The sequence below is a fragment of the Alkalihalophilus sp. As8PL genome (assembly GCF_040939795.1).
GTDB classification, from domain to species: domain Bacteria; phylum Bacillota; class Bacilli; order Bacillales; family Bacillaceae_D; genus Alkalihalophilus; species Alkalihalophilus lindianensis.
This window is the reverse complement of sequence record NZ_CP162551.1, coordinates 500,879-519,448: the sequence shown is the minus strand read 5'-3', so window position 1 is coordinate 519,448 and position 18,570 is coordinate 500,879. Positions and strand designations below refer to the sequence as shown.

Sequence of the window (18,570 nt, the reverse complement as noted above, 5' to 3'; positions counted from 1 at the left end):
AAAAATTAGTTGACATTATACCTAACTGGGTATAGTATATGGAGTATAAGAAATACCTACATGAGTATAAATATTAGGAGGAGATTATAAATGGAACAGAAGAAAGCAACAATGATCGTATTTGACGGAGATTTAGATAAAGCCATTGCAAGCTTTATTATTGCAACTGGTGCAGCAGCAATGGGTAAACCAGTTACGATGTTTTTCACATTCTGGGGTTTAAATGTACTTCGTAAAGAGCAATATGTTAAAGTAGAAAAGAACTTCCTTGAAAAAATGTTTGGAAAAATGATGCCACGTGGTCCAGGGAAATTAGGTTTATCTAAAATGAACTATGGTGGAATTGGCCCAATCTTAATGAAAAAAATGATGAGAAAACATAATGTTGTCTCGTTAAATGAATTAATTGAAATGGCTCAAGACCTTGATATCAAAATGGTTGCATGTACAATGTCTATGGATGTTATGGGGATTCATAAAGAAGAGCTAATCGATGGCGTTGAATATGCAGGTGTAGCAACTTATCTTGCAGAAGCGGAAGATGGTAATGTAAACTTATTTATCTAAGGGCTGTAAATAAGGGTGTTGCTGATGAAGTATGTAACGGTTACAGTTTTGATTATAATCATTGGAATAGGAGTGTTCTCTTTGTTCAATCAATCATCAAATCCAGTAAAAGAAATAACTACAACTGAACTAAAAGAGCAAATGAAGGCTGATCAAATGGCAGTGTATGTCGATGTTCGCGAGGTTGATGAATTTGAAGATGGGCATGTAGAAGGTATGAAAAATATGCCGCTAAGCAGTTTTGCCGAAACACATGAAGAACTACCAAAAGATAAAGAAATTGTTCTAATGTGTCGTAGTGGGAATCGTAGCATGCAAGCAGCTGATTTCCTTACGCAACAAGGTTACAGCAATGTAACCAATGTTGCAGGTGGCATGCTCTCATGGGATGGTCCAGTTAAATAGTCTCAACATCTAAGAAGCCCTAATTACCTGCTCATAGGTGGTTAGGGTTTTTGTGTAAGCTAATAACTATTTCTAACAAGAGAGAGGAATGGTAGTCAAACACTGGTTTGTCTCTCGATCATTTATAATAATCCCTAGAAACTATGTTATAAGGTTCTCCGAAAAGTATCTCTCTGGAAAGAAGGGTATGTATGAAATTAAGTATATTAGACCAAGCACCGATCTCAGTTGGCAAGACCCCTAGAGATGCATTAGTGGCCTCATTGAATCTTGCGCAAACTGCAGAAAAACTAGGGTATGTGCGGTACTGGATTGCTGAGCATCATGATTTTCCCGCATTAGCGTGTCCAGCTCCTGAGGTGATGCTTAGCTATATTGGTGCACAGACTTCAAAAATTCGAATCGGGTCTGGGGCCGTGCTTCTGCCTCACTATAAACCATTCAAAATTGCTGAGACATATAATTTGCTTGCTACGCTATTCCCTGGACGCATTGACCTCGGTATTGGGAGAGCTCCTGGTGGTTCTGCTGAAGCAACAATGGCTTTGTCAGATAACTATTTAGAAGGCGTAAAAAAGATTCCTGAAGCCACAAAAGAATTAGTGCAGTTTTTACGAAATCACTTTCCCTCTGATCATATGTATTCAAAAGTTTCGGCCTCACCGCTACCCGCTATTGCCCCTGTGCCGTGGATATTAGGAACAAGTGAGAAAAGCGCCATTCTTGCTGCTGAGAATGGCACGCCTTATGCCTTTGGACATTTTATGAGTGAAAAGGACGGGGCAAGCATCATAAAGAAATATGAAGAAAATTTCCAGGCGAATGAGAAACTAGAACAACCTCAATCAATCCTTTGTGTATCAGCTATTTGTGCAGATACGACCGAAAAAGCAGAGGAGCTGGCCTTAAGTAATGCTCTTTGGAAAATCCAACTTAATAATGGAAAAGGAAGAGCAGGAATACCGTCCATAGAAGAGGCAAGACAATATTCATTTATTCAAGATGAAAAGAATAAATTGAGTCGTAAAACGATTATTGGCAATCCAAAAGAAGTAAAAGAAGAGCTATTAACTCTGCAAACCCAATATAAAGTGAATGAAATGATGATTGTAACCATTACACATCGTTATGAAGACCGAGCTCGCTCCTATGAACTAATAGCAGAAGCCTTTTCAAATTAAAGAGGATAATGAATATGCTCTTAGCGTTTCATCTTCTATAGTAAAAGTAAGGAAGCCCTTGACACAAAAGTCAAGGGCCAATTTCATTTCATTACTCTTCGCCTTCAACAACACCACCAGCTCCACCTAAATTACCAAGTGAACCAAGGACACCTTGAAGAACATCAAGTAATTGTTGAATCTGATCCTCTGTTAATGGACCAGGTGATGTTAATCTTACGCACGGTAACTCAACTTGAAGTTCAATTCCTAAAAGTACAATATCAATTGGACAAGGAATTCCAATACATAAAATCTCATCTCCCGTACAACAGCTGTCAGGGCAAACGTTATTGTTGTTGTTTCCCATCTTCTCACCTCCTTTGCATCAAGATAATTCTATCTATATGTTTACTCTTCGCTCGTGCTTGTTCTCTCACCTATTTCTCTATTTAATGTGCTATAAAAGGCGAAAGTAATAAGTTGAAAGATTAGCTGTCCGTTTCCATATGAAAAAAAGTACATATAATATAGCAATCATAAAAGGTTAACTGGAGGGAAAAAGATGAATTTAGGTGAAGGTAAGAAATTACACGAAGAGAAGGTTAATAGTCTACTAGATGACCTTAAAGAGGTAGAAAGTAAGGAAGTAATCATTGGTATCTTAGTATCTAAATCAACTAAAAAGCTGAAAAGGTTGCTTCCTCATTTAGTAGATCTAGAAATGAACTGTAAGAGTGGAGGTCTTTTTGCTTTTTCTCTTAATGGGATAGATAAAGGAAACCTTAGTATCAAAGGTTATAGCTACTGTAGAGAAAGTAAGACATGGAATCAATTAATTGTTTCCATGCCTACTGTTATTATTAATCGAATTTCCTTAAATCATGGCTGGGAAAGCTTCTTCAAAGAAACAATCGGTTGCAAAATGATAAACAATTTCACTTTTAATAAATGGGAAATGTATGAATGGCTCTCGAAGAAACCGGAACTAAAAAAACATTTGCCGCTAACTGAGTTATTTCATAGTGCACAAGATTTGCCTGGCCTTATCGGAAAATATAAAGAAGGTTATGTTAAACCTATTAATGGGAGTTATGGAAAAGGAATTTATAAAATTTCTAAAAAAGCTGAATCCTTCAAAGTAGCTACAAATAAAGATTTATTTTATCTCAATGAGGAAGAGTTAGTAATGTACTTTAAAGAAAAGTGTAAAAAAAGAACGTACATTTTCCAGGAAGTGATTGACTTGTATATTGGAGGACGTCCAGTAGATATGAGGTTTATTTTGATGAAAAATGAATCAATGGAGTGGCAGGAAGTTGGGTTACTAGCACGAAAAGGCTTGAAAGGTGGAATTGTTAGTAATGAAGGGGTAACAAAGCATGGTAATTCGGCGTTACAAAATATATTTTCACTCCCCAAGCAGAAAGCTATTGAACTAAGAAAAAAGATAACTGAGATCTCTATAGAGGCTGCTTCAGCAATGGAAGAATTAAGGGGGATTAATAGTAACTTAGGGAACGTAGGAATTGACTTTGGTATAGATAAGAACCAACATCTTTGGATTATCGAAATCAACCATCGAAATCCGAGGCACCGGATGGCGATAGACGCAGGGCAAGAGGGAATTTATTTTTATTCTAATAAACTTTTGATTGACTATGCATATAAGTTAGCAGGCTTTTCAACTAGTTCTCAATAAAATCCCTCCAAATTCACGATAAAAGGCAAAACTCCTCATCTATTAGTCTATTTAGGCTACACTTCTTTTTCATATAGTAAAAAGAAGATTAAGATAAGGAGGAAGAGCCTTGTATATTAAATGGATATCCACGGAGGAAGTGGATAGGATTTATCTTCCGAATACAAACCAAATGAAAGATATTGAATCTGAAGATAAAATCTATTTTCACTTCGGCACATGCACTAGAGAACTATCAGTAAGAAAGAGTGATAATCTACCAAGGCAAACAATTGGTTTATCAGAGAATATAAAAAATGAGGTCTTCATTCCTGAGGACCTATTCTATGATATAAACATAACAGAAAATAGTATAAGTTTAGGACCCGTTATTTTGTATTTAATTTCAAAGCGATTTTTAACTCGTTTAGATAAAGTAAAAGATCGTCTTGAAAAGTTTGTTCCGGTAAATGGATTGATCATGATCAGCGAGCCCTCGGGAATTAACACCGAGCAACAGTTAATTAAGGGGTATTATTTTCGACCAAGTAATCATGAAAGGGAAGCTACTTTAAAGGAAGGTGTATTTCAATACCCAGGAGCCATTTTTAAACGAGTACCCTTATCACTTTCATTAAATGAGCATTTAAAAAAGAGGACGAATGGGTTTATCTTTAATTCTAAATTCTTTAATAAATGGGATATGTGGAAGTGGTTATCCCCCGATCAATCTGTTAGAGGTCATTTGCCTGATACTAAAGAGTTATCAACACTCGAGGAAATTGAAGAGATGGTAAGCGACTTTCAAACCATTTATTTAAAACCTAAAAGTGGTTCACGAGGGAAAGGAATCATTCAGATTAGACATGAGGGAGATTCTTATCACATCATTGATGATAAGAATAAAAAGTGGGTGGTGGAGTGTTTAGAACAGCAGCCAGTCATTGATCGGGTTTTAAAAAAGAAAGGTGAATATATGATCCAACAAGGGGTCCCTTTAGTGCATGAGTCAAGAAATGTTGATTTTCGTATTTATATGCAAAAAGATCAAACAAAAGATTGGAAGTGTACAGGACTCATTGCTCGAGTTGCTAAACCAGGGAGTATCACGACTAATTTAAGTCATGTAGATTATTTAATTAAGGGCAAAGAGGCTTTTAATCGTATCTATGGATTAGACGAAAGGGAAGGAGAACTCCTTTTTAAACAGATTGAGGCTACTTGTAAAAAGGCTTGTCAGCTACTAGATCAACAAGGTCATTTTGCTGATATTGCGATTGATTTCATCCTAGACAAAGAGTTACATGTCTGGATTCTAGAAATGAATAAAAGATATGGTTATAAAAGCTTCTCAATTATTGAGGACACTCATTTATTTGGTGACATTATATCTAATCCGTTCTTTTACGCTAGTGCTCTTACGGGTTTTATAAATGCAAGAAGAAGTGAGTGAAGTAGATTTTAACTATGGATTTTATTCTTAGTTAAGAAATGGATTCACTTATAAGTTGATTGAAACGTAGTACAGACAATATTTCGAGGAGTGGTTAATGGTGGGGAAAAGAGTAATCATCTATTCTAAAGATACGTGTTATTACTGTACAAAGGCGAAAAAATTTTTAGAGGAACTTGGGGTGGAGTACACAGAACTTAATGTAAATCAACATCCTAAGGCATATAAGGAAATAAGAAGTAAAACAGGTACTAAAGGAGTGCCTCAGTTGGTAATTGGAGAGGAAACGGTCGTTGGCTTTAACCCAGATCTAATACGAGAAAAATTAGAAGGTTAAATTAAAAATAGAGCTATCAGAAGCAAAAAGACTTTAATAACAAGTTAGGGGTTAATTAAGGTAACTCTATCGTGCTTCTTTCTACCCCTTAGATCTAGGAGGAAATGTGACAGGATTATAAATAAATTTAATCAAAAAAGCGCTGGTACATGCCAGCGCAGACTTTCTATTTACTTTTCTTTATAGTAAAGCCGATATATTTTAAAGCGGTCTCAGGGTTTGAGACCGTTTTGACGTTCAAGTGTTTTAGTGGTTGATTGTCAACTTCATGTATGGCAATTTGAGGGGTAACCCCTGTGAGAAACGTCTGAATACCCATTAGTTGCAAAGCTTGGGCGAGTTCAATGATTGTCCTGGGAAAGATCCCATCTAAAATAATTAACCCTGAAACATCGAGAAGGAAATGTTCGACGTGTTCTTCAGAGGCATAATTCAACACCGTTTGAAGGATTTTCTCGCCTCGGCTCTGATCAATAATTCCTTGAACTGATAAAATCGAAATTCCTTTTGTGATCGGAATAATCGGGACGTTCAAATAGCTCATATTGTATTTGGTTTGATCTAATTCAATCAAATGAGATAGCACATCCGCCATCGATTTCAAAAATTGAATATCCTCTTCATCAAATTCTTTTTCTTCCTTATCCATTACACATAAGGTGCCGAAAACGTTTCCTTCTAAATCAAACAAAGAAACTCCTAAAAATCCTTTGACCTTAAGTTGATCAGTGACTTCAAGTTGTTTTGTTATCTCATCTTTTGTTAAATTCATGGTTGTCATTACATCATCGGGATTTGTAAGGATTAAACGGCAATAAGTTCCGCTGTATTCAACTGAGTACCCTTCAGGAATAATTTCCTCTTGTTCATTAAAGGAACTAAGAACCGTCATAGCTGTTTCCCCGCGTCTTGTTATATAGGTGGTACTAACGTTTAAGCGTCTATGGATAATCTCAAATAGCTTTTTTGAAACAGCTATTAAAGATGAAAAATCGGTTGTTTTTAAGTTGTACTCATTAGACATGGGTACAAACCCCCTCTAGTAAACTGACTTAAAAAAGATATAGTTAGTTCTTTGTATTTTTGGAGAAAAAGTAGGAACTCTGTAGAAAATTGCCTGATCTAATCTGAATAATAACACTGTTAATTTAGTAGGTAAATAGTGAGGCGATGTTTCCTAGATTTATTGACGTTTCTGTACATGGAAAATCAGGCTACTAGTAGTTTTTCTACAAGAAAAAGAAAACGTGAGCAGCTATTGGCTGTTCACGTATTTTCCTTAATAATACGATGAGTTTTTAGAATGCAACCACTCGACTCCTCTAGCAAATGCTTTGGCAAATGGAAGCATAATAACCGAACAAATGGTATTAAAGATGACACTCGAATGAGCAAGTTGCTGCATCGAATCATCCGTCATCGCTGTAACGATTTGTACTAAGACATCCATTAAAGGTAAAAACACAATGACACCGAGGAGGTTTAACCAGATGTTAGCAAAAGCAACTAGCTTAGCATGTTTACTCGCTCCGATTGTAGCGATGAACGCTGTGATGCATGTTCCAATATTGGCTCCAAGCATAATGGCAATCCCTGATTTTAATGTTAGGAGGTGATCGCTCATAAACCCCATTGCTATCGCTGTTGTGGCCGTACTCGATTGAACGAGGCCAGTTAGAGCAGCGCCAATAGCGACACCAGTGAGTGAATGGCTATTTGTATATTCAAATAACGTATGCACTGAGGGCAGGCTAGCTAGAGGATAAGCAAGCGATTCAAGCCCATCCATCGCTATAAAAATACAAGCAAGTCCAAAGGTGAAACAGCCAATACTGAATGCCTTCTTCTTTGGGATAAATAAAGCAATCAATCCAGTTAGCAGTAAAGGAATAATGATATGAGAAAGGTCAAATGTAAGGATTTCTGTCGTAATGGTTGTGCCGATATTAGCACCAAGGATGATGCCAATTGATTGCCTGAAGGTTAATAAATTTGCTGCCACAAGGCCAACCGTCATCACAAGTACCGCTGAACTACTCTGAAGCATAGCTGTAGCAATTGTTCCAATTAACATTCCTTTCCATGCTTTATCTGTAAAGCGATGAACATTTCGTTGGAAAATTTCTCCACCAAGTGGTAATAACCCAGCGCGCATAATCACCATGCCAAAGAGAAAAAGAGCAATGAAAACGGCGAATAAGGAGAATAGTTCTTTGAACAAATAAATCACCTCTTTCTCAACTTATGGACAAACATCTCTAGTCATGACAGAAAAAAAAGTAGATTTAATGATTGAATGTTCAGATAGTTTTAGGTATAGTTATTAATAAGACCAACTCTATGATACATAGGTAGGTGATTCTGAAGATTGCAAGTTGCCCTTTTTTTTGAATGTAACATACTGACTGGTTAGTAAGTTTGTCGAATCGTAGGGAGGAATGAAGGATATGGGATTTTTTTATAGTGAAAAAGTTAAGCGCTTACAACGTGATTTGACTGAATTTATGGAAGAATATATTTATCCAAACGAGAAACTATTTGAAGATCAATTGAATCAAATGCCTGATCGATTTGCAGGAAACCCGGAAATTATGGAGGAATTAAAAGCAAAAGCAAAGGAAGCAGGTTTGTGGAATTTATTCTTGCCCGATGCAAAAGAAGGTGCTGGGCTAACGAATTTAGAATATGCTCCGCTATGCGAGATCATGGGACGTTCGTTTATTGCACCCGAAGTTTTTAATTGTAATGCACCAGATACAGGGAATATGGAAGTTCTTGTTCGTTACGGGACTAAGGAGCATAAAGAGAAATGGTTGCGACCTTTGCTTGAAGGGGAGATTCGCTCCGCTTTTGCGATGACTGAACCAGATGTGGCTTCTTCTGATGCAACGAATATATCAATAGACATACAACGCGATGGCGATGAATATGTAATCAATGGTCGCAAATGGTGGTCATCAGGTGCTGGAGATCCAAGATGTAAATTGCTCATATTAATGGGGAAGACCAATCCAACCGCCGATAGGCATAACCAACAATCGATGATTATCGTTCCAATGGACACAAAAGGAGTACAAATCAAGCGAATGCTGCCTGTGTTCGGTTATGATCATGCGCCTCATGGCCACGCAGAAATTGAATTTACGGATGTGAGAGTCCCTGTTTCGAATTTACTATTAGGTGAGGGACGTGGATTCGAGATTGCTCAAGGGCGACTTGGACCTGGTCGAATTCATCATTGTATGCGAACAATCGGTGCAGCTGAGCGAGCGCTTGAACTAATGTGCGAGCGAGCAACTGAGCGTGCTCCATTTGGCAAACCTTTAACAAAGCAAGGAGTTGTTCAAGAGTGGATTGCAACATCTCGTATAGAAATTGAACAAGCGAGGCTTCTTACATTAAAGGCTGCAGCAATGATGGATACCGTTGGAAACAAAGTAGCTAAAAAAGAGATTGCGATGATTAAAGTCATTGCTCCTCAAATGGCACTTCGAGTGATTGATCGTGCTATTCAAGCATTTGGGGCGGCGGGTGTAAGTGAAGATGTTCCACTTGCAGCCATGTATGCGAATATACGTACATTACGCATTGCCGATGGTCCAGATGAGGTTCATCTTGCTGCGATTGCCAAACAAGAATTGAAGCCGTACGCGCGATCACCTATTACAGTTGGGGAGGAATAAAAGATGGAAAAACGTTGGTTACCTTTATATGAAAATAATCTTGAAGCGCATTCGACAATAGAAAATCGTTCGTTAACAGATCTCTTAAACGATACGACTGCAAAATATGGTGATAATACAGCAATCACATTTTACGGAAAGACTTGGACGTATAAGGAATTACAAAAGTTTAGTGAAGCATTGGCAGCTTCTCTAAGTGGAGACCAATTCAAAAAAGGCGATCGACTCGCCATTATGTTGCCAAACAGCCCCCATTATCTGTTCTCTTTATTTGGAACATTTCGTGCAGGTGGGGTTGTGGTTCAAGTCAACCCGATGTATGTGGCACGTGAACTTGAATACATTTTAAATGATTCAGAAGCTACACATATTGTCATTCTTTCAGACTTGTATCCTCTATTTAAGTCAGTAAGGGATAAAGTTCCAACAAAAAAAGCGATTGTAGTAGCGTTAAAACCAGATGCAGAAGTAGAGCTCGAAGCGGACGATTGCTTATTTGAATCGTATTTAAAACAAGCAACGGCACCAGCTCCAGCAATTACCATTGAGGCTGACAAAGATCTAGCAGTCTTGCAATATACAGGAGGAACAACGGGTGTGTCTAAAGGGGTCATGCTTACTCATTTGAACCTTGTATCGAACACCGAACAAACGTATGACTTTATGTTTAGTGGAGATGTGTCGCCACCTCCTAATGCGAAAATAGTTAATGTCTTACCTTTATTTCATATTTTCAGCTTAACCTGCTGTAACTTTGTGACCATTCGCCATGGTGGGAATCAAATATTAATTCCACGCTTTGATATGCCTGAAGTATTGGAGACAATCAAAAAAGAAAAGCCATTTCAATTTGGCGGGGTCCCAACGATGTATGTAGGCTTTAACCAAGTAGGAAAGTATAAAGAATTCGGGCTAGATCTTGTAGAAAGCTATGTTAGCGGTGGTTCTTCTTTACCGGTTGAGGCACTAGAAGCATTTGAAAGAGGAACGAACCGCAAGCTTTGTGAAGGGTACGGCTTATCTGAAGCAGCTCCCGTGACTCATTTCAATCCCTCTTTTCAGGAAAGAAAAGCTGGAAGTGTAGGCATACCTCTTCCAAATACAGATGCAAAAGTTGTCGTTGAAACAGATGCAGGGTGGGAAGAAGTAGGAGTTGGCGAAGTTGGTGAAATGATCATCAAAGGACCTCAAGTGATGAAAGGATATTGGAGGAAGCCTGAGGAAACAGAGAAGACGTTGCGTGATGGCTGGCTCTTTACTGGAGACTTAGCGAAAATGGATGAGCAAGGGTATTTTTATATTGTAGACCGCAAGAAAGATATGATTCTAGCAAGTGGTTACAATGTGTATCCTCGTGAAATTGAAGAAGTTCTCTATCAACATGAAGGGGTGCAGGAAGTGATCGTGTTAGGCATACCTGACCCTTATCGGGGAGAAACGGTAAAGGCTTATATTACGCCAAAGCCAAATAGTGCATTAACAAGTCAAGAGATCATCGAATTTAGCCGTAAACAATTGGCAGCCTATAAAGTGCCAAAAGCGATTGAATTCCGTGAAGAACTGCCAAAGTCAGCTGTTGGCAAACTATTAAAGCGTAAACTTCGCGATGAAGAACTAGCAAAAGTAGAAGCTGAGCAGTCGTCTTAATCTTAACGGGGGCTCCTTCACGAGTTGGTAAGAAGCCCCCGTAACTTAAATGAAGAGGTGATTCAATGAATGCTTTATCCTTATTTGATTTAAAAGGTAAAACGGCGATCGTTACAGGAGGCGGGCGCGGTCTTGGTCGACAAATGGCACATGCTTTTGCTGATGCAGGTGCGAACCTCGTTTTATGCTCTAGAAAAGTGGAAGCGTGTATGGAAGTAGCAGAAGAATTAAAGCAAAAGGGTGTTAAAGCCATTTCTCTATCTTGTGATGTAACGAATCAAGAAGAGGTTGAAAACGTAGTTAAAAAAACGGTCGATACATTTGGCACCATCGATATCCTAGTGAATAATAGTGGAGCCACATGGGGAGCTCCGGCAACTGATATGCCGCTTGAAGCGTGGAATAAGGTGATGAATGTTAATGTGACGGGGACCTTTTTAATGGCACAAGCTGCTGGGAAGGTTATGATGCAACAGAAGTCAGGGAAAATCATAAACATTGCTTCAGTTGCTGGATTAGGTGGCGCTGATCCAAGGTTTATGGATACGATTGGATACAACACTAGTAAAGGGGCAGTCATTACATTTACCAAAGATCTCGCTACTAAATGGGGACAGTTTGGGATTAATGTTAACGCCATTGCTCCAGGCTTTTTCCCAACGAAAATGTCGAAGGGGTTACTAGAAAAAGGAGAATCTTTTGTTCTTGATCGCACACCTCTTAAGCGTTTAGGGGGAGAGCATGACTTACAAGGTGCAGCACTATTTTTAGCGTCAGCTGCCTCAAATTTTGTGACTGGTGATGTCTTGGTTGTTGATGGTGGTATGCACGCTATGTAAGGGGGAGACAACAGATGAAAAAAGTAGCCTTAGTAACAGGTGCCACGGGTGGCATAGGCCTTGCCACTACTAAACGTTTCATCGATAGAGAGATGGCAGTCGTATTATGTGATATTGATGAAGAAAAAGGATCTTCCGTAACAGCAGCCTTAGTGAACGAAGGCGCAGAAGTGATGTTCGTCCGCTGTGATGTCTCAAATGAAGAAAATGTAAGGGATGCATGTCAAAAGGCAGTCGATCAATATGGGCGACTAGATGTGCTAGTAAATAATGCTGGAATCGGGAATAGAGAAACGACGTTAACAGAGTTGACTTTACCCGAATGGCAAAAAGTCATTGATGTCAATTTAACAGGGGTTTATCTTGGCATGAAGTATGCCATTCCCTTTATGAAAGAAAGTGACGGGGGAGCGATTGTAAACGTTTCAAGTTTACTTGGTTTTAAAGGGAAGAAGTTTGTTGCTCCTTATAATGCTTCAAAAGCTGGTGTCATCACGTTAACCAAAAATGCTGCCTTAGAGTTTGGACGCGATCAAATTCGAGTGAACGCTGTAGCTCCTGGTGTGATTGATACGCCAATCGTTGATGGTTGGAGAGAGCAAGAGAAGAAGTGGAAAATTATGAGCTCTGCGAATGCGCTTAAGCGAGTCGGGCAACCAGAAGAAGTAGCGAATGCCATCTCTTTTCTTGCATCAGATGAAGCCTCGTATATTACAGGAACCACATTGATGGTCGACGGCGGAGGATTAACATACTAACGATCTGCATATTAGTAGAACCTCTTTGGCTCACTATGACCAGTTAAAGCTAACCATATCCTGCTAGGTTTTGGCTCGAATTGTGGTATACTAAACGGATCAGTTTAGATAGATAGTGAGGCGTTCGTATGAAAGAGAAAATTATTGAAGTGAGTATTGATCTATTTGGAAAAAATGGATTCACCGAAACATCTATTCAAGATATCGTCGAGGCACTTGGTGTGACTAAAGGAACATTCTATTATTACTTTAAAAGTAAAGAAGAATTATTAATGGAAATTCACCTACGATACATTGAAGATATTTTATCGAGTCAGCGTGAGATTTTAGAGAAATCTAAAACGGCTGAAGCAAGACTTTTTGATATGGTATATATGCTGATGAAGCATATTGAAGGTCAAGGACAAAGTGCGCGCGTGTTCTTTCGAGAAATGCAGCATTTAAGTGAAGCTCACCTAGAAGATATTTTTAAAAAGCGTGATGCTTTTCGAATGAACATGAAAAAAGTCGTTGCTGATGGAATTGATTCTGGAGAGTTCCGTCAAGACTTAGACGTCAATATCGTAACATTGGCTATTTTAGGAGCAGTCAACTGGAGTTATCACTGGTTCGATCCAAAAGGCGAGCTTGATGAAAAAGCCGTGTCTACGATCTATATTGATTTCATGTTAAATGGCTTAAAGAAAGCGTAAGAGTCCTAAATAAGGACTTTTCACAACATTATAATACTAACCGGTTAGTATATAGGAGGAATTCATTATGACATTAGAGAATATTAATCGTATTGCCGTAATTGGTGCAGGGTCAATGGGACATCAGATTGCGATGTTATCTGCTTTAGGAGGCTTTGAAACCTACTTACAGGATATTGAGCAGTCCTCTTTGGATAAGGCAAAAGAAAGTCTTCAATTTCAAATGAATAAATGGGTGACAAAAGGAAAGATTGATCAACCATCCCTTGATGCAGCTTTTTCTCGCTTACATGCTACAACCGACTTACAAACAGCTGTGAGCGAAGCCGATTTTGTGATCGAAGCAGTGGTTGAGAAGCTTGATGTTAAACGAGATCTATTTGCTAAATTGGATCAATTCGCACCTCCTCATGCTATTCTTGCGACGAATTCCTCAACAATCGTGAATTCGAAAATTGCGGAAGTTACTTCAAGACCTGACAAAGTGTGCAACATGCATTTCTTTTTTCCGCCACTTGTGATGGATTGCGTCGAGGTGGTAAAAAGTGAACAAACATCAGATGAAGCAGCTGATCTTGCAATGGCTGTTAGTGAAAAAATGAACCGTACAGCAGTGTTGCTGCATAAAGAGATCTCCGGATTTATAGCGAATCGTATTTTAGGGGCCCTAACAAAGGAAGCAGTAGAACTGTATGAAGAAGGATATGCAAGTTTTGAAGACATAGATCTTATCTGCAAAAAAGCGTTAAACCACCCGATCGGACCATTTGCATTGATGGATTTATCAGGAATTGATGTAGCGTACTTTGTTAATCAACAGCGCTATGCTGAAACAAATGACCCAGCTGATCGTCCTGCAGCTTGCATTGAAGAAAAGGTGAAGGCAGGAGAACTGGGGCGTAAAACAGGAAAAGGTTGGTATGATTACTCAAAAAAAGAGGTGAAGCAGTCATGAGCTCAAAAGTAGAGGTTCAAAAAGAGAAAGGGATTGCGGTCATTACAATTAAGAATCCACCTTTAAATGTGATGGACAAAGATGTGATTAATGGCCTAAGAGAAACATTTCAACAACTTAACGATGATTCAGAAACAGTTGTTGTCATCCTCACGGGGGCTGGTGAAAAAGCCTTTATGGCAGGAGCAGATATTAAAGAGTTTCCCCAATTGATGGATCATCCGAATATGAAAGAGCCAGTTATGGAAACTCATGCGGTGCTTAATCAAATTGATTTCTTTGAAAAGCCGACAATTGCCGTCTTAAATGGCCTGACATTCGGTGGAGGGTGTGAGTTGGCTTTAACATGTGATATCCGAATTGCTGAAGCACATGCCCAGATCGGGTTACCTGAAATAAAGCTTGGTTTATTCCCAGGAGGTGGAGGTACACAACGATTACCTCGCCTTGTTGGCGAAGCAAAAGCAAAAGAACTCATGTTTACAGGAGAGCCGATTGATGCGAGAACGGCTGGTACGATCGGCTTAGTCAACCACGTGACGGATCGTGGAGCAGGAATGGAAAAGGCGATGGAGATTGCTAAGCAAATTAGACGCCACTCCTTACCGGCGCTACATTGTATCAAAAAGGCGGTGGACGAAGGCTTGGATATGAGTTTTCCTCAAGCGATTGAGCATGAGGCAGAACTTTTTGCGAAAGTATTTCAGACAGAGGATATTAGAGAAGGTGTGACAGCCTTTTTTGAAAAACGCAAGCCTGAGTTTAAACATAGATAAGGTGGTGTCGGCATGGAACAAACGAAAACCGTACGGCCAGGTGAAGAGTTAAATACGAAGTCTCTTTTATCGTATCTAAACGAACAGATGGAAGACCTTCCTGATGAGGAGCTTGTTGTACGGCAGTTCCAAGCAGGTCATTCCAATTTAACGTACTTACTTAAAATAGGAAACTGGGAAGCTGTACTTAGAAGACCACCGCTTGGCCCAGTAGCTGCTCGTGCTCATGATATGGCAAGAGAATCAACTGTGATGGCCACATTAGCACCGCATTTATCCATTATCCCACAGCCGCTCCATTTTTGTTCGGATCAAGGGATCATTGGAGCCCCTTTTTTCCTAATGGAAAGAAAAAAAGGGATCGTTCTAGATACGGAGTTTCCAGAAGACTTAGAAGCTACTCCGCAGCTTGCTAGAACGATCTCTGAACAAATGGTTAATCGCTTAGTAGACTTACATGCAATTAACTATGAAAAAACGAAACTTGTTGAATTGACAAAGCCTGAAGGTTTCCTAGAGCGCCAAGTTCATGGATGGATCAAGCGTTATCACCAAGCGAAAACTCACGACCACAAAGGGTTAGAGGACCTAACGACCTTTTTGAGTGATCGAATTCCGACATCTCAAGATGCAACCGTTATCCATTATGATTACAAGCTAAATAATGCGATGTTTTCAGAGGATGGTCAGGAAATGGTTGGGTTGTTTGATTGGGAGATGACCACAGTAGGTGATCCTTTATGTGACGTTGGCGTGGCCTTGAGCTATTGGATTGAGCCGAATGATCCGACCTTATTAAAAAGAGGTTTTGGCAAGCCACCAGTAACTGTGCAAGAAGGCTTTTTCTCAAGAAGAGACTGGGTAGAGTTGTATGCAAAAAAGAGTGGTCGTCATGTCGATCATATCGAATATTACTTAACCTTTGCTTACTTTAAATTAGCTGTAATTGCTCAGCAAATTTATTTTCGCTATCACAAAGGTCAGACAAATGATACGCGTTTTGCACAGTTCGATCAAACGGTAGCAGCCCTCATCCACCATGGAAGAGAAACGGCAACAACAGAGTTAACATAAGGTTTTGTGTGAGAGGACGTGAGGAGTTTGACTCATGTACATGTTCTATTAAAGAAGGAAGAAATTGAGCCGGAAAAGCTTGCGGGAGAGGTTGTCATCGTACTCGATGTCTTATTAGCGACGTCGACGATTGCTTTTGCCTTATCATACGGAGCTAAAGCGGTGATCCCTGTCTCTAGTGAAGAAGAAGCGATAAAGCTTTCTACCAACTATCACCCTGATGATTTTATCTTAGTTGGAGAGAAGGAGGGAAGGGTGATAGATGGTTTTCTATCACCCAATCCTTCTCTTTTAAAATCGTTTGTACAAGATAAGGTGGTTATTTTAGCGACAACAAATGGAACCGTCGCTCTTAATCGATCAGAAGGTGCAGAGATGATCTATCCAGCTTGTTTACGAAATGGAGAAGCAGTGATAGAAGACATTACAACTCATCTTAATCCAGGACAAAAAATCATTATTGTCTGTTCCGGTTCTTCTAATCAGTTCTGCTTAGAAGATTTTTATGGAGCTGGTTATCTTGTTTCGTGCTTAAGAGATAAGTTAGGTGTGATCTCTATAAACGATGCAGGTATAGCAGCAGAAGCTCTGTTTTTGACAGATAAGCAGGGTGGCTATGATTTATTAATCGAGTCTGCTGTTGGAAGGTTTATAATCGATCATGGTTTTGAAGAAGATGTGAGAGAAGTTGTTAAAGTAGGGGTCGATTCAGCTGTCCCGATTTATCAGAATAAAAAGATTTTTAGAAAAGGGGTTGTTGGTAGTGAAACAAACCAAACGTGAGTTGATGGGCGGGCACTTTCTTGTCAGGGGCGTTGAGGCAAGTGACGTATTTACTCCAGAAGATTTGAATGATGAACAGAAGATGATTGCTCAAACAGCTAAGCAGTTTATAGAAAAAGAAGTGATGCCTAAAAGAGAAGCGATTGAAGACCAAGACTTTGAGGCCATAGTTGGTTTATTGAGAAAAGCAGGTACCCTGGGGCTACTTGCTCATAGCATTCCTGAAGCTTACGGTGGGCTAGGTCTTGATAAAGTAAGCAAAGGAATTGTGGGGGAAGAGCTTGGTGGCTCAAGTGGCTACGGTGTTGCTCATTCGAATCATACTTGTATTGCAACTTTACCAATCACTTACTTTGGAAGTAAGGAACAAAAAGAACATTACTTACCGAAGCTTGCCTCTGGCGAATACTTAGGTGCTTATTGTTTAACGGAACCCTCTTCCGGTTCAGATGCACTAGCTGCTAAAACAACTGCTACATTAAATGAAGAAAAAACACATTACCTGTTAAACGGTACAAAGCTATATATTACGAATGCTGTTTTCTCCGATACTTTTATTGTTTATGCAAAAGTAGACGGGACGAAGTTTACAGCCTTTATCGTCGAAAAAGATTTTAAAGGCCTCTCACTTGGTCCCGAAGAACAGAAGATGGGCATTAAAGGATCTTCGACAAGAAGTGTAATCCTAGAAGATTGCGAGGTGCCAGTTGAAAATGTTCTCGGAGAAGTAGGCAAAGGACATGTAATAGCGTTTAATGTTCTAAATTTAGGTCGCTTCAATTTGGGGTCTGCTTGTATGGGTGCTGCAAAAAGCGCACTTCGTCTAGGGATTCAGCATACAAACGAACGTAAACAATTTAAAAAGCGAATAAGCGAGTTTGGCATTACAAAGGAAAAAGTAGCCTTGATGGCTGCTCGTATTTTTGCAGCGGAGTCACTTCAATATCGAACGGCCGATTTGATTGAAGGGGCGCTAGGCGATTTAGATGAGATGGATACCGATGGAGACGTTGGAAAACGAATGATGGAATATGCCCTTGAATGTGCCATCTGTAAAGTGTATGGGTCTGAAACACTTGATTATGTGGTGGATGAATCATTGCAATTACATGGTGGAGCCGGGTTTATAAAGGAATACCCAATTGAACAAATGTATCGTGATTCTAGAATTAATCGTATTTTTGAAGGGACAAATGAAATTAATCGATTACTTGTGCCAGGACTCTTCTTCAAAAAAGGAGCTAAGGGTGAGTTACCTGTTCAAGATGCCATTAACGAGGCCATTGACCGCTTGAAAAATGGGGAGAAGGCAACGTATTCAGGTGATCTTACAGATGAACGTACTGCTATAGACCAAATACGTACCGTTTACTTGGCACTCTCTGGTCTAGCGTTTCAACAATTTGGTCAAGAACTTGATGAAGAACAGGAAACACTTATTAAGTTAGCAGAAATCGGCATTGAGCTCTATGCTGCTGAGTCTGCAGTACTAAGAGCTTATAAGAGTAAAAACACTCTACAGCATCTACTTGCTACGACAGTCGTTGAATCGTCCTTTAGCCGTGTGAAGAGTGTTGCAGGGGAGCTTCTTGGTGGATTTGCCCCTACTCCTGAAGTTGAAGGCTTACGTCGTTTAATAGCTCGTGCCCAAGAGGCAGTCGTTTTCTCAGATCGCATTTCACGAAATAGAGAAATTGCAAGTGTTGTAAATGAAAATGGACAATATGTTCGCTTATCTTAGTATGAGCAATGACCTAGTA

General features: G+C 39.4%; 19 protein-coding genes. 16 read left to right on the top strand and 3 right to left on the bottom strand.

What is annotated here, in order from left to right:
- The first annotated feature begins 90 nt into the window (after positions 1–90).
- From AB3N04_RS04025 to AB3N04_RS04015, 3 genes are all read left to right on the top strand, one after another.
- Positions 91–567: a DsrE/DsrF/DrsH-like family protein gene (locus AB3N04_RS04025; RefSeq protein ID WP_317120414.1), complete on the top strand. Its 477-nt coding sequence runs from the start codon at positions 91–93 to the stop codon at positions 565–567.
- Between the two features lie 24 nt (positions 568–591).
- Positions 592–972 (top strand): rhodanese-like domain-containing protein, encoded by a 381-nt coding sequence (locus tag AB3N04_RS04020; protein ID WP_368504833.1) that lies wholly within the window; start codon positions 592–594, stop codon positions 970–972.
- A 191-nt stretch (positions 973–1,163) separates the two neighbouring features.
- The gene (locus tag AB3N04_RS04015) at positions 1,164–2,153 is read left to right on the top strand and encodes an LLM class flavin-dependent oxidoreductase (RefSeq protein WP_368504832.1); all 990 of its coding nucleotides are present in this window, start codon (positions 1,164–1,166) and stop codon (positions 2,151–2,153) included.
- A gap of 91 nt (positions 2,154–2,244) precedes the next feature.
- Here AB3N04_RS04015 and AB3N04_RS04010 read toward each other — a convergent pair whose 3' ends face one another.
- Complete coding sequence (locus tag AB3N04_RS04010) at positions 2,245–2,502, bottom strand: hypothetical protein (protein WP_368504831.1); 258 nt, start codon at positions 2,500–2,502, stop codon at positions 2,245–2,247.
- A gap of 195 nt (positions 2,503–2,697) precedes the next feature.
- Here AB3N04_RS04010 and AB3N04_RS04005 point away from each other — a divergent pair, with 195 nt between their 5' ends.
- The 3 genes from AB3N04_RS04005 (at position 2,698) to AB3N04_RS03995 (ending at position 5,603) form a co-directional block, all read left to right on the top strand.
- A complete protein-coding gene (locus AB3N04_RS04005) occupies positions 2,698–3,834 on the top strand; it encodes a YheC/YheD family protein (RefSeq protein WP_368504830.1) in 1,137 nt (378 codons plus the stop codon).
- Positions 3,835–3,943: 109 nt separating this feature from the next.
- Positions 3,944–5,266: a YheC/YheD family protein gene (locus tag AB3N04_RS04000; RefSeq protein WP_368504829.1), complete on the top strand. Its 1,323-nt coding sequence runs from the start codon at positions 3,944–3,946 to the stop codon at positions 5,264–5,266.
- 100 nt (positions 5,267–5,366) lie between these two features.
- Positions 5,367–5,603 carry a glutaredoxin family protein gene (locus AB3N04_RS03995; RefSeq protein ID WP_368504828.1) on the top strand — a complete coding sequence of 79 codons (237 nt, stop codon included), beginning with the start codon at positions 5,367–5,369 and terminating at the stop codon, positions 5,601–5,603.
- A gap of 166 nt (positions 5,604–5,769) precedes the next feature.
- On the opposite strand, the gene AB3N04_RS03990 is transcribed toward AB3N04_RS03995, so the two are convergent.
- Positions 5,770–6,627, bottom strand: coding sequence for an STAS domain-containing protein (locus AB3N04_RS03990; RefSeq protein WP_368504827.1), 858 nt, complete (start codon positions 6,625–6,627; stop codon positions 5,770–5,772).
- 255 nt (positions 6,628–6,882) lie between these two features.
- Positions 6,883–7,833 (bottom strand): Na/Pi symporter, encoded by a 951-nt coding sequence (locus AB3N04_RS03985; RefSeq protein ID WP_368504826.1) that lies wholly within the window; start codon positions 7,831–7,833, stop codon positions 6,883–6,885.
- A 217-nt stretch (positions 7,834–8,050) separates the two neighbouring features.
- On the opposite strand from AB3N04_RS03985, the gene AB3N04_RS03980 reads away from it, so the two are divergent.
- From AB3N04_RS03980 to AB3N04_RS03935, 10 genes are all read left to right on the top strand, one after another.
- The gene (locus AB3N04_RS03980) at positions 8,051–9,286 is read left to right on the top strand and encodes an acyl-CoA dehydrogenase (RefSeq protein ID WP_368504825.1); all 1,236 of its coding nucleotides are present in this window, start codon (positions 8,051–8,053) and stop codon (positions 9,284–9,286) included.
- Positions 9,287–9,289: 3 nt separating this feature from the next.
- Positions 9,290–10,933 carry a long-chain fatty acid--CoA ligase gene (locus tag AB3N04_RS03975; protein ID WP_368504824.1) on the top strand — a complete coding sequence of 548 codons (1,644 nt, stop codon included), beginning with the start codon at positions 9,290–9,292 and terminating at the stop codon, positions 10,931–10,933.
- Between the two features lie 65 nt (positions 10,934–10,998).
- Positions 10,999–11,772, top strand: a complete 774-nt coding sequence (locus AB3N04_RS03970) for an SDR family oxidoreductase (RefSeq protein ID WP_368504823.1) — start codon at positions 10,999–11,001, stop codon at positions 11,770–11,772.
- A gap of 14 nt (positions 11,773–11,786) precedes the next feature.
- The gene (locus AB3N04_RS03965; protein WP_368504822.1) at positions 11,787–12,530 is read left to right on the top strand and encodes an SDR family NAD(P)-dependent oxidoreductase; all 744 of its coding nucleotides are present in this window, start codon (positions 11,787–11,789) and stop codon (positions 12,528–12,530) included.
- A 128-nt stretch (positions 12,531–12,658) separates the two neighbouring features.
- On the top strand, positions 12,659–13,222 hold the full coding sequence (locus AB3N04_RS03960) for a TetR/AcrR family transcriptional regulator (protein ID WP_368504821.1): 564 nt from the start codon (positions 12,659–12,661) through the stop codon (positions 13,220–13,222).
- Positions 13,223–13,289: 67 nt separating this feature from the next.
- Positions 13,290–14,177: a 3-hydroxyacyl-CoA dehydrogenase family protein gene (locus AB3N04_RS03955; protein ID WP_368504820.1), complete on the top strand. Its 888-nt coding sequence runs from the start codon at positions 13,290–13,292 to the stop codon at positions 14,175–14,177.
- Positions 14,174–14,953 carry an enoyl-CoA hydratase gene (locus tag AB3N04_RS03950; protein WP_368504818.1) on the top strand — a complete coding sequence of 260 codons (780 nt, stop codon included), beginning with the start codon at positions 14,174–14,176 and terminating at the stop codon, positions 14,951–14,953. The genes AB3N04_RS03955 and AB3N04_RS03950 overlap by 4 nt, the downstream gene beginning before the upstream one ends.
- Before the next feature lie 12 nt (positions 14,954–14,965).
- Positions 14,966–16,027 carry a phosphotransferase family protein gene (locus tag AB3N04_RS03945; protein WP_368504817.1) on the top strand — a complete coding sequence of 354 codons (1,062 nt, stop codon included), beginning with the start codon at positions 14,966–14,968 and terminating at the stop codon, positions 16,025–16,027.
- A 27-nt stretch (positions 16,028–16,054) separates the two neighbouring features.
- Positions 16,055–16,810 carry a 2-phosphosulfolactate phosphatase gene (locus tag AB3N04_RS03940; RefSeq protein ID WP_368504816.1) on the top strand — a complete coding sequence of 252 codons (756 nt, stop codon included), beginning with the start codon at positions 16,055–16,057 and terminating at the stop codon, positions 16,808–16,810.
- Between the two features lie 4 nt (positions 16,811–16,814).
- The gene (locus AB3N04_RS03935) at positions 16,815–18,551 is read left to right on the top strand and encodes an acyl-CoA dehydrogenase family protein (RefSeq protein ID WP_368505986.1); all 1,737 of its coding nucleotides are present in this window, start codon (positions 16,815–16,817) and stop codon (positions 18,549–18,551) included.
- The last annotated feature ends 19 nt before the right edge of the window (positions 18,552–18,570 follow it).